The sequence below is a fragment of the Akkermansia sp. RCC_12PD genome, from assembly GCF_036417355.1.
Taxonomy (GTDB): domain Bacteria; phylum Verrucomicrobiota; class Verrucomicrobiia; order Verrucomicrobiales; family Akkermansiaceae; genus Akkermansia.
The window spans coordinates 2,130,670-2,142,076 of record NZ_CP143889.1 but is presented as its reverse complement, the minus strand read 5'-3'; the positions used below and the strand labels follow the sequence as shown (position 1 = coordinate 2,142,076).

The following is an 11,407-nucleotide window of genomic DNA, read 5'->3' as shown; positions in this document are numbered from 1 at the left end:
CATGGAAGGCTCCCTGGCCCCGTCCACAGGCTTTCCATTCCTCCGCCCACCTTAATACACCTTCGGCACCAGGCCCTGACGGCTCATCTTGTCTTCCACTTTCCGGCGGTTTTCCTCCAGGCGGCGCGCGTCATAAGCATCGTCCACCGGCTGTGCTTCCGGGATATTTTCATCACGGCTTGCCTGATATTGCTGCACTTTCGGAAGCACGCCCTCCACCAGCTCCCGGCATATCCAGGAAGGGAGAATGTACGTTTCCGTCCGTCCGGCACGGCTCAGGGCTAGTCCCACGAATTTGCCGTTGACGTCAATGACCGGACATCCTGCCCGTTCCGGAAACAAAGTCATGTCCGACTGGATGACCAGCGGGAATTCGTCACGCTTCAGACTCATGCGGTTACCCATGGAATTCATCATGTCCAGCCGTTTCTGGGGGAATTTCATCACTTTTGGCCTGGCCCCGGTGAGAAGCTGCCCCTCAACCTTCCGGTTTTGGCGCACCACTTCCACAGGAACGGTTTCCCCGGGCCGTACGCCCACCATGGCCGCACGTATGGAATACATCCCGTCCACAGGCTTTCCATTGAGCTTCATGAGCACATCCCCGGCCTGAAGGCCGCTGCGGTGGGCACCGCTCCCGGCTTCCACGCCGCCAATCATCACGCCCTCGCCATCCCAGCGGGGATCGGAGACGATGCCCAGATAAGGCTGGTCGTCCGCTCTCAGGCTGCGCTGGGCTACGGACACCACGCCGAAGTCACTGACATGTCCCGTGGGAGATACCGCGGCAATGATATCCCCTTCCTTGGCCTGCACATAGGAGTCCAGGTCAATGGGCGGTGCGGGCAGCCCCGGCACATCCATCATCAGTAGGTCGTGTTCCGGAAGAGCAAATAGAACCTTGGCATCATAAACTTTTCCGGAGGCGTCCACCAGCATGACCGGGCGCCTTTCCTTCTGCAAGTCGCTCAACTTGGTGAGTACTTTTCCCTTGCCTACTACGGTACCCAGCGCCACCTGACGGTTGCCGGCCACAAGCGCCACCACGGATTTACCGATGGGAACGGCTACCTTGTCCCAATCCCGGAAGATCTGGCGGGCTTGGGCATCCAGCACCGCCTTGTCCTCCGGAGCAATCATCTGGTCCGCGGGCAGGGGGGAAGCTATTTCCTGTCCACACACGGCACCCGCAGCCAACACTGTCAATAGGTATCTGATCATCATCCCTGAGGTTGTTCCATTTGTTTCAGTCCGGACATCAGGTCACCGCGCCTGCCGAAGGTAAGGTCGGCCTTATAGGCAGTTCCTTTCCGGAGAACGACCAAAGGCACCGTTTCTCCCGGCCTGTGACGCCCCAGCTCCCGGAGCATGTCGCGCACGGAGCGCAGGCCACGGCTGTCCATGTACGTAATGACGTCTCCGGGCCTGATTCCCGCCTCATCCGCAGGAGAGTCCACGACCACATCCTCCACCACGACGCCGTCCACGCCCATCACATCCATCATGGCAAAGCCGAGAACGGGAGAGTCCGGATCAGCCATGGGATGCAGTCCCAACTGGCCCCACTGGCGGCCGGAGAGCAGTTTCTCCCAATCATGGCGGAAGACGGAAACGGGAACATGGTTATTGATTTTCAGCATCGGCCCAATGGAGGAATGGATGCCCACCAGCTTTCCGGACAGATCGAAGAGGGGGCCCCCGGAATCGCCGCCTATCAACGTGCATTCGGAGATCAGGAACCGCTGCTTTCCGTCCGTGCAGAGCCTTCCCATGCGGATGGGTGCACGGCGTTCCGGGTCAAATCCCTTGGAATGCCCCAGGGCCACCACGAAGTCTCCTACGTGCAACGCGTCGGACTCGCCCAGTTCCACATGAGGATAAGTGCCTTCGCCAAGAATCTGCACCATGGCGGCGTCACGGGTAAAATTGGCTCCCAGAACGCGGCCTTTCATCACGCGCCCGTCTGAAAACACCACGCGCATCATCTCGTCGCCGCCCACCACGTGGGCCGCCGTCAGAATGAGCCCCTGGGGACTTACGATGACACCGCTGCCCGTTTCTCCTCCATCGGAAACCAGGGCTACCGTAGCGGCGGTGGCGGATTGAGCTACCTGTTGAATTTGTTTTTGCAAGTTTGCCATGGCCGGCACAGTCTCCGCGATGCCGCTCCCCGCGAATAACAGGGGCAAAAGCCCCCCAACGACCAAGTAATAAAAACTCGCCATTCTGCGTTTTGATATCATGAAATTATCGATAATCGGGTGGTTTGACATATCCTACTACAAGAACGTTCAATACGGACAGGATTTGTCTATGGATTTGCGACATGGCACACTATCTTTTGCTTCGACCATCCGAAATATTTATGATAAAATTTTTCCACGGATGGGTGCAGACGACAAATCACGGAAAGGAAACGCCGGCTCCTGGAGGGAACGCATCCCGGACGCCCAGCCGGCTTCCCGCGCCAGGTCCGCCCGCAGAAAGAGGCAGCCGCCCCGCCCTTCCTATCCCGGTCTGCCGGGAGAAGAGCCACGGCCGGCCGTGATTCCGGGCCCCACCCGCAGAACGGCAGGCCCGCGCGATTCCTCCTCTCCGTATGGCGCGCCCTCCCCGCGGCCACGGAAAGCACCCCGTCCCGCACCCCAGGTTGAGTATGATGAAGAAAAAGCCACTCCGGAAAGGAGTTCCCGGCCTTCCGGAAAGCGGCGCAAACCGGGCTTCACCATCTTCGGAGCCCTGTGGTTCGTGCTGACAATGCCGTTCCGCTTCATCGGCGCCCTGACCCGCAATATCCGCTGGTTCATCAGCTGGCCCCTCCGCATCCTGTTGAGCGTTTCCTTTGTAGGCATCGTCGTCGGTGCCATTCTCGTTTTCCTGTACGGTACCATTTCCAACCGCTACGACATTTCGGAAGTGAAAAGCAACATTCCGGAACGCACGGTTATTCTCGACCGCAAAAACCGGACCATCGGCACCCTGCACGGAGAGAACCGCAGGCGCGTTCCCCTCCAGGAAGTTCCTCCCATTTTTATAGATGCACTGCTGCTCCGTGAAGACAATCGCTTTTACGACCATGGCGGCGTGGACTGGATCGGCGTGGGCCGCGCCGTCGCCCAGGTCATCAAGCACAAAAGAGCCACGCAGGGCGCCTCCACCCTGACCATGCAGCTTGCCAAAATCACTTATAACCACCAGGAACGCAACCTGCACAGCAAACTGACGGAAGTAGCTCTGGCCAAACGCATTGAGGCAACCTACAGCAAGGACGAAATTCTGGAAACCTACATTAACCGCATTTTCTGGGGCCACACCTTCCTGGGAATAGCCGCCGCGTCCCGCGGCTATTACGACAAGGAGCCCCGCGACCTCTCCCTTTCGGAATGCGCCACGCTGGCAGGCATCATCTACGGCCCGAATGATTTTTCCCCCCTCAAGCACCCGGAAGAAGCCAGAAAAGTCCGGGACATCGTGCTCGGGCTGCTGAAAGACGCCGGCAAGATCACGGAAGTGCAATACGCCGCCGCTCTCGCGGAACCCATCGTGACGCATCCGCCGCAGTCCAGGTCCGAGGAAAACTACGCCATGGACCTCGTGCGCCGGGAGCTGGACGCCATTCTGGAAGAGGAAGACATCCGCCTGGGAGGTCTCGTGGTCCATACCACGCTGGACCTGGACCTGCAGAACGCCACGCTGGACATCATCAACAAGCACATGACGGCTCTGGAAAGCCGGAAGGATTTCAAAAAGCACCTAGCCTCCCTCCAGGCCAGAAGAGAGAAGCGCGGCATCGTTAAAAACAAGCTGACCACCAAGGCGGAATATGAGGCGGCTCTGGCCGCCTACAAGGCAATTCCTGCGGAACAGAGGGAAAAGACCCAGCCCCCCATGCCCAATTACATCCAGTCCGCGGCCGTGGTGATGGACAATGCCACGGGAGCGCTTCTGGCCGTTGTCGGCGGACGGGACGCGGAGGAATCCAAGCTGAACCGCGCCATCCAGTCCCGGCGGCAGACGGGCTCCCTGTTCAAGCCGTTCGTTTACGCCACTTTCTTTCAGCAGGGCAATTCCGCGGATACCCGCATTTCCGACGACCGCATCGCCCATGGGGAAATACGCGGCGCAGCCAACTGGTCCCCCCGCAACTCGGACGGCACCTACCGCGGCATGAAACCCGCCTCCTTCGGCCTCATTCTTTCCCGCAACACCATGTCCGTGCGCATCGGCAACCGGGCCGGGCTGGGCAACGTCATCCAGTCCGCCGAGCTGGCCGGGTTCCATGGAAACGTCTCCAAGACTCCAGCCCTGTTCCTGGGCACCTGGGAAGCCTCCCCCCTGGACGTGGCGAGCGCCTACAGTGTGTTTGCCAACGGCGGCGTGCGTCCCACGCCATACATCATCGACCACATTACGGACTCCAAAGGACAGCCGCGCTTTGCCATCACCAAGAGCAGGCGCGCCGTTTATTCCCAGCGCGCGGCCAATATCACCTCCTCTATTCTCCAGCAGGTCTGCAAGCCCGGAGGCACTGCGGGCAGAATCACCGCCCTGGGGTTCAAGGCGCCGTGCGGAGGCAAGACAGGCACTACGAACAATTACACGAACGCCTGGTTTGCAGGCTACACCTCCAACCTGACATGCAGCGTCTGGGTGGGATTTGACACCGCCACCAAGATTCTGGAAAAAGGGTACGGCGGCACGCTGGCTCTTCCCATCTGGACGGATATCATGCTGGCCTCCCAAAAGGAAGGCTATCCCTCCAACGCGATCCGCACCAGGGCAGCCTCGGAAGGCCAGGCCGTTCTCGTATGCCGGGAATCCAACCAACTGGCCCATTCCGGCTGCCAATACGCCAAAACGGCCTATTATGAAACAACGGTAGGCTACCAGGCCCCGGCCAAAATGTGTGAAAAGCATATTCCCCTTGCGGAGCCGGGCTCGGAAGAAGACATTCCCTATGCAGAGCCGCTCGACAGTTCCGATGACAACATTCCGCTGGCCGAACCCGTAGATGAAACGGACGGCATCCCCTACGCCACTCCCATCTGATCCACCACCTTCCATGATTCCCCCCTTCATTCCCTGGCTTCTGGCCGCCCTGCTCCTGCTTGCCTGCCTGGCGCTTCTGGTCGCCCTGCTGCGCTACCGGGATCGTTCCGTCCGCCTGGAGGCGGAATCCCTCTCCTGGCGGGAACGGGCGGAGGACAGGACGCAGATGCTCCGCACCGCGGAAGAAGTGCTCAGGAATTCCTTTGCCGGCATCAGTGCGGAAGTCCTTCGCAACTCGGAAAAACAATTCCTCAATCTGGCGGAAACGCGTCTCCAGAACCAGCACCAGCAGGCTAGGCATGATCTGGAATCCCGAAAGCAGGCCATTGAGTCCCTGCTCAAGCCGGTGAGTGACTCCCTCAAGTTGGTCCAGTCCCGCCTGGGAGAAATAGAAAAGGAGCGCGTGGGCGCTTATGCGGACCTGAAAACCCAGATACGCTACATCCTTTCCGGCAATGAGGCCCTGAAGAACGAAACAGCCAGGCTTTCCCAGGCCCTGCACCATAACAACGCCCGCGGCCAGTGGGGAGAACTCCAGCTTCGCCGTGTGGTGGAACTGGCGGGCATGGTGGAATATTGCGATTTCACCACGCAGCAGACCCGTTCTCGAGAGGAGGACAGGATCCGCCCGGACATGGTCATCCATCTTCCGGGAGGACGCTCCATCATCATTGACGCCAAGGCTCCCATGACGGCCTACCTCCATGCCGGAGAGACAGACAGGCAGGAGGAACGGAGCCAGTGGATGAGCCGTCACGCGGCGGACGTCAAAAAGCATTTGCAGCAATTGAGCGCCAAAAACTACTTCGCCCAGTTTTCGCCGTGCCCTGAATTCGTCATCATGTTCCTGCCGGGGGAAGCCTTTTTCCAGGCAGCTCTGGAAGCCGACCCGTCCCTGATCGAATTCGGCGCGGAAAACAGGGTTATCCTGTCCACACCCTCCACATTGATCGCACTGCTGAAAACCGTAGCCTACGGCTGGAAACAGGAACAACTGGCGGACAACGCCAAAAAGATTTCTGAAGCGGGAACGGACCTGTTCGATACCTGCGCCATCCTCACCGGGCATTTTTCCTCCCTGGGCAAAAGCCTGAACCAAGCGGTCAACCAGTACAACAAGACCGTTTCCTCCTTTGAGCACCGGTTCATTCCGCGGGCCCAGAAATTGAAGAATCTGGGCGTCACGTCATCCAAGGACCTGCCTTCCGGTCTGGAAGACATCACCTTGCGGGCAAAGGGCACAGACGTACAGGAAGAAGAGTGAAAACGGACAAAAAGAAGCTTTGCGCAAAGCTTCTGCACCAGGCCTCCGGCCTATTCGGAAACCTCGTCCCCCTGTTTCAGAACCGGAAACGGCAGGTTTTCCTCATGTTCCAGGCAAAAGGACAGCTCCTGCACGGAACCGCACACAGGCACATGGAAAGCGTCGAGGGCGGCACGGGTACTGTACCCCCACCCTACCAGGACCAGCCGGGTGCCGGCATTTACGGCCGTATTGCCGTCGTGGGCGGAATCTCCCACCATGCATGCCTCCTCCGGTTTCCTGCCCCATTCATGGACGATGGACAGCAGGGAATCCGGCTCCGGCTTGCGGGGAAAACGCTCGGAAAAACCCATTACAATCCGGAAAGGCACATCCGGAAAGACGTGATGCACCAGAGGCACGGTCACCACGTGCGGCTTGTTGGACAGAACGCCGAGGGGATGGCCTTCTTCCGCTAGTTGCAGGAGCATGTCACGAATGCCAGCATAAGGAACTGTTCCGTTTTCCCAGGTATGCCGGTATTCCCGCATAAAACCCGCATGCAAGGCTTCAAAGGCGGATTCCGGAACGGGTCCGTTAAAATATCCACGCAAGGCGGCCACGCACAGCTCCCGGGCGCCCCGCCCAACCATTCCGCGAATCGCTTCTACGGAATGTTCCGGGCATCCCAAGGATTCCAGAGCCAGGTTCAATCCGCGGGCAATGCCGGGAATGGAGTCCACCAGCGTTCCGTCCAGGTCAAAGACAAAACCTGTTTTCATAGCCTCAGTGGCAGAATCCGCGTTCCGACGTCTGCGCGAATTCAATGATGCGCTGCAGGCAGGGATTTTCCCCGTAAGGAGACTGTAAAAGTTCCTCGATGGCCTCATGCACCGTCAGTTTTTTGTTGACGAAAAGCTTCTTATAGCACATGCGCACGGCCCGCAGGTCTTCCTCTGAAAAACCGCGCCGCTGCATGCCTATGGAATTGACGGCGCGCGTAACGGCGGGATGGCCTTCTACAATGGTGTAGGGCAGCACGTCCTGGGCCACGCGGGCCACAGCGCCCACCATGGCATGCTCTCCAATCCGGACGAACTGGTGCACGGCGCAGCATCCCGCCAGAATGGCGTAATCCTCCACCGTTACATGCCCGGCAGCCGTCGCAAAACCGGAAAAGATGACATGGTTGCCAATCTGGCAGTCATGACCGGCATGGCAGGATACCAGGAACAAGTTGTTGTTTCCGATCCGCGTTCTGCCGCCAATATCCGTAGCACGGTTGATAGTGGCGTTTTCCCGGAAAACGTTGTTGTCCCCCACTTCCAGATAAGTGGGTTCGCCCCGGTACTTCAAGTCCTGGCTTTTCAGCCCAATGACGGAGAATGGAAAGAATTCATTGCCGCTGCCGAAGGAGGACGGGCCGTCAATGACCACGTGGCTGTGAAGCACGCATCCGGGCCCCAGCTTCACCTGCTCCCCGACAACGCAAAAAGGGCCTATTTTGACATCATCCGCAATTTCCGCAGTAGGATGCACTACCGCCGTTGGGTGTATTTCTGGCATGGCGCCACAAGTATGAGAAAATTTCAGGTGATGAAAAGACTAAATCCCGCAAAAACGGCCTTTTTGTCACATTTGCGAGGACGCCTGCACATAGGCCTCCATGTCCGGAAGCCAGGGAAGAATCAGGAAGTACATGATCTGCAAACACAGAATGATCAGGGCCAGGGTCATGGCCACCTTGCGGAAGGAGAGGGGCTCGTTCAATACGTCCGTCGTTCCCAGTCTTCTGTCCCACGGCGTGAAGCCGAAACGGCGTACCCACCACCAGGAAAAAAACAGGGCCAGCATCGTCAGAGTGGGGGCGAAACACCCCAGGCCCAGCACCATCACGAACAGAGAGCGCCTGAACGCAGTGGAGAAAGACAGCCTGTTTCCCAAATAGTCGCGCACGGAAACGCCGAGCATGGATTTGCCGGGCGTCGTACCCAGCGTGCTCAGGAAAAGAGCCTCAATAAGCGTCATCGGCAGGCAGATGTAAAGAAGAGCTTCATACGTGCCCGGCAGCAGTCCGGGCTGGAATCCTATACCGAACAGCCTGAGCAGGGCCAGATACAGCGTCATGTGCATCATCACGTCAGCCATCCTTCCCAGAAAACGGACGTAAGGGTAAGGAACGACCAGAACCACTTCATTTTCCGCCTCCGGAGATTTTTCCCCAGCCTCCGCCATGGAACGTTCACCACCGGATTCCTCCGGTCCAGTGAGCACGCTATCCTCTCCGGGGGCGGTTTCCTTCATGGTTCGGCGTTTCTCTTCATCTTTCCGGTCAAACATTTCCTTCATCACAGGCAGTTCACGTATTTGCACCCATTCGTCACACCCGGCATGCCAGGCGCGGGCGGTTTCCGGGATCAGGCCCGCCTCCAGCATGGAAATGACTTCCACTTCCGGCAAAGGCCCCTTTTTTTCATGATCCTGAATCCAGTAAATATCCATGAGTCGCTTCCGTTTACATGCTGCGGAGGGAACGGGCCGGATCCTGGCGCGCCGTGATGAGAGCGGGAATGATGGAAGCCACGACGACCATCACAAAGGCCTTCACCGCCTGCCATGCCAGTTCCCCCCAATCAACCACCACCGGGATATTCGCCGTGCCGTGGAAGGCCACGGGGAACGGATCAAAGCCTATTCCCGCCAGAAAACCCTGGATCTGCATGCGGTATTCCAGCACGAGCAGCCCCAGTCCAACGCCCAGAAGGGCCCCTGCAAAACCGATGATCACCCCCTGCCACAGAAACACGCGCACCACCTGGAACGGCGTGGCGCCCAAAGCCTTCATGACGGCGATCTCCCGTTTGCGCTGAATGGAAACGGTAAACATCACCGCCATGATGCAGAACGCGGATATCAGGGAAATAAACGACAGGACAAAACTCATCATCATGCGTTCCTTCTGCATCAGTTCAAACCATGAATTGAACCGGTCGTGCCAGGTTTCCAGAACCCAGGAAGAAGCAGGCTTCTCCTTTTCCAGAGCCTGCATCACGGGCGCCAGCATGGTCTCCACATGGTAGGGATCATCCACGCGCAGGGCCACGGCCTGCACCACATCATCCTCATACCCCAGCAATTCCTGGCCGATGACCAGGGGAATGAACAGGTCCGGGCTGGGCGTGTGCTGGGAGGCGCGGTAAATGCCGATGACTTCCAAATCCTTGGGCATGACCAGCTCCTTGATTTTACGGAAGCATTCCATGTCCGCCTCATTGCGCCGTTCGGCGGTGAATCCGGCCAAAACAGCTTCCCATTCCTTGCCCGTACCTTCCGGAAAAGCTGCCTTGCCTCCCTCCAGGGCCTCCCCTTCATTGAGCAGGCCGATCATGTCCAGCAGGCCGGAGCGTTCCGTATCCCTGCGGGGGACGGCCAACAGGCTGTTCAGAGTGGCGAACGCCTGGTCCACGGACGCCTGGGACACCTCTTCACGCCCCTGCTCCGCTTTCAGAGATTTTCCCCATTTCTTCAGCTCATCCAGCTCCGCGGCGTTTTTTTCCGCCAGCAGAGGTAGTTCCGTCTGCTGATAGGCGTGTGAAATTTCCTGAAAATTCCGGGTGGTGTACACGCGCACGGTATCGCCCACATTCAGGCCCATGTTCTCCGCCACGATGGAAGAAATGACTGCCTTTTCCCCCATGTCCAGATCGGCATTTCCGGAAACGATCAAATGCTTCAAATCCTCAAGCTGTGCCGCATTTTCCGTATCAATGGCGCGGAAAAAGCAGGGCCTCTGCTTCCCCTGTACGTCCACCAGCGCATAATCCTCAATCAGGGCATACGTGGACTGGACGCCGGGAACGTGCCTGAGCCTGCCGCTCAGCTCCACCCAGTCCGGAATCACTTCACGGACACCGAAATCATTCCTGTAACATACCTGCACATGGGGGGAATGCGCGAACAGGTTGCCCTGAATTTCCTTCTGAAGACCTCCCATGACGGACAACACGACAATGAGCACCATCACCCCCAGAGAGACGCCCAGCAGGCAGATCAGGGTGATGATGGAAAAGAACGTGCGCAGCGGATTCAAATACCGCAGCGCCAGACTCAGACTGATGTACCGGCTCAATAGGTTCTTCATGAATAACGCGGCACACCTTGCCTGATGCACGCGGCCTTTCCAAGCTTAAAACATGTCCCGGCCCGGACGTTCACTTCTTAACGCCTCCGGCGGCTTTCCATTCCGTACACAGCCAGCGGGCTACGGAAGCGATCGTCCCCTCGCAGACGGCGGGAGAATCCTTGGAATTCATCACGAAAACAGTCACAGCCATTCTCCTGCCGCCGGGCAGTACAATGATCCCGGCGTCATTGATGGCGGAAACGGCGCCGTCCGGCAACGTTCCTCCCGTTCCGGTCTTGTGCGCCACCACGTATTCCTTCGGCAGCAGGCCCTTCAACCGCTCCGCCCCTGTAGCGCAGGAAGCCATCATATCCCACAAAAAAAGCTGTGTATCCTTTTTCAATATCTTCCCCTCGTCAAACATCCGGAACAGGGAGGTCATGGCGGTGGGACGGGCGGAATTGGAATACTGCCATTCATGATTCCGGTGTGTGTCCGCCTCCGTGTATTTGACGTTCATGTTCTCCACCCCCCATTCCTTCAAATCCTTTTGAACGTTTGCGGGGCCGCCTATCAGGGAAAACAGGATGTCACAGGCGTTATTGTCGCTTTCCTGCACGGAAAAACGCAACAATTCCTTCAGTGGAAACTCGCCGCCCTGCGGAAAGCGGTCCCTCAAAGGGCTCCATGTTTTTTCCGGCAACTGGTCCCTGGTCACTTTCACCTTCTGATCCAGGTCCAGAACTCCCTGGTCCACCCGTTTCAGCACAGACAGGGCCAGCGGGAATTTATAAACGCTCTGCATGGGGTAAAAAGCTTCGTCCCCCACAGAGACGGATTCGCCCGTGTCCAGCATGACGGCGGAAACGCCCACATGCGCTTTCAGCGGACGGACAATTTCCCGGATGGCGACGGAATCCCCTTCCGGGACCTCGGCGGAAAAGGAAACTGTTGCCATAAGCAGGGCACAGGAACACAAGACTCCGTTCCGT

General features: G+C 58.2%; 9 protein-coding genes. 2 read left to right on the top strand and 7 right to left on the bottom strand.

Annotated elements, in window-relative coordinates; translation table 11 throughout:
• Positions 1-51 precede the first annotated feature (51 nt).
• Both V3C20_RS09075 and V3C20_RS09070 read right to left on the bottom strand, forming a co-directional pair.
• Positions 52-1,197 (bottom strand): PDZ domain-containing protein, encoded by a 1,146-nt coding sequence (locus tag V3C20_RS09075; RefSeq protein WP_161981815.1) that lies wholly within the window; start codon positions 1,195-1,197, stop codon positions 52-54.
• Positions 1,198-1,220: 23 nt separating this feature from the next.
• On the bottom strand, positions 1,221-2,141 hold the full coding sequence (locus V3C20_RS09070) for a trypsin-like peptidase domain-containing protein (protein ID WP_161981445.1): 921 nt from the start codon (positions 2,139-2,141) through the stop codon (positions 1,221-1,223).
• 244 nt (positions 2,142-2,385) lie between these two features.
• Between V3C20_RS09070 and V3C20_RS09065 the strand changes: the two genes are divergently transcribed.
• Positions 2,386-5,049 (top strand): transglycosylase domain-containing protein, encoded by a 2,664-nt coding sequence (locus V3C20_RS09065; protein WP_161981444.1) that lies wholly within the window; start codon positions 2,386-2,388, stop codon positions 5,047-5,049.
• A gap of 13 nt (positions 5,050-5,062) precedes the next feature.
• On the top strand, positions 5,063-6,313 hold the full coding sequence (locus V3C20_RS09060) for a DNA recombination protein RmuC (protein WP_161981443.1): 1,251 nt from the start codon (positions 5,063-5,065) through the stop codon (positions 6,311-6,313).
• A gap of 50 nt (positions 6,314-6,363) precedes the next feature.
• Here the strand turns inward: V3C20_RS09060 and V3C20_RS09055 are convergent, their stop codons facing one another.
• From V3C20_RS09055 to bla, 5 genes are all read right to left on the bottom strand, one after another.
• A complete protein-coding gene (locus V3C20_RS09055) occupies positions 6,364-7,074 on the bottom strand; it encodes an HAD family hydrolase (protein ID WP_161981442.1) in 711 nt (236 codons plus the stop codon).
• A gap of 4 nt (positions 7,075-7,078) precedes the next feature.
• The gene (lpxA, locus tag V3C20_RS09050; RefSeq protein ID WP_130084914.1) at positions 7,079-7,858 is read right to left on the bottom strand and encodes an acyl-ACP--UDP-N-acetylglucosamine O-acyltransferase; all 780 of its coding nucleotides are present in this window, start codon (positions 7,856-7,858) and stop codon (positions 7,079-7,081) included.
• A 66-nt stretch (positions 7,859-7,924) separates the two neighbouring features.
• Positions 7,925-8,794 carry an RDD family protein gene (locus tag V3C20_RS09045; protein ID WP_130084913.1) on the bottom strand — a complete coding sequence of 290 codons (870 nt, stop codon included), beginning with the start codon at positions 8,792-8,794 and terminating at the stop codon, positions 7,925-7,927.
• 13 nt (positions 8,795-8,807) lie between these two features.
• Entirely contained in the window at positions 8,808-10,433 is a 1,626-nt protein-coding gene (locus V3C20_RS09040; RefSeq protein ID WP_130084912.1) for an FtsX-like permease family protein, read from the bottom strand.
• A gap of 70 nt (positions 10,434-10,503) precedes the next feature.
• Positions 10,504-11,373 carry a class A beta-lactamase gene (gene bla, locus V3C20_RS09035; protein WP_161981441.1) on the bottom strand — a complete coding sequence of 290 codons (870 nt, stop codon included), beginning with the start codon at positions 11,371-11,373 and terminating at the stop codon, positions 10,504-10,506.
• Positions 11,374-11,407 lie beyond the last annotated feature (34 nt).

What these genes read in the sequence shown, in the direction of transcription:
- V3C20_RS09055 (WP_161981442.1), bottom strand. Translation starts at nt 7,074, where the DNA reads ATGAAAACAGGTTTTGTCTTTGACCTGGACGGAACGCTGGTGGACTCC.
- lpxA (WP_130084914.1), bottom strand. Translation starts at nt 7,858, where the DNA reads ATGCCAGAAATACACCCAACGGCGGTAGTGCATCCTACTGCGGAAATT.
- V3C20_RS09065 (WP_161981444.1), top strand. Translation starts at nt 2,386, where the DNA reads ATGGGTGCAGACGACAAATCACGGAAAGGAAACGCCGGCTCCTGGAGG.
- bla (WP_161981441.1), bottom strand. Translation starts at nt 11,373, where the DNA reads ATGGCAACAGTTTCCTTTTCCGCCGAGGTCCCGGAAGGGGATTCCGTC.
- V3C20_RS09070 (WP_161981445.1), bottom strand. Translation starts at nt 2,141, where the DNA reads ATGGCAAACTTGCAAAAACAAATTCAACAGGTAGCTCAATCCGCCACC.
- V3C20_RS09040 (WP_130084912.1), bottom strand. Translation starts at nt 10,433, where the DNA reads ATGAAGAACCTATTGAGCCGGTACATCAGTCTGAGTCTGGCGCTGCGG.
- V3C20_RS09060 (WP_161981443.1), top strand. Translation starts at nt 5,063, where the DNA reads ATGATTCCCCCCTTCATTCCCTGGCTTCTGGCCGCCCTGCTCCTGCTT.
- V3C20_RS09045 (WP_130084913.1), bottom strand. Translation starts at nt 8,794, where the DNA reads ATGGATATTTACTGGATTCAGGATCATGAAAAAAAGGGGCCTTTGCCG.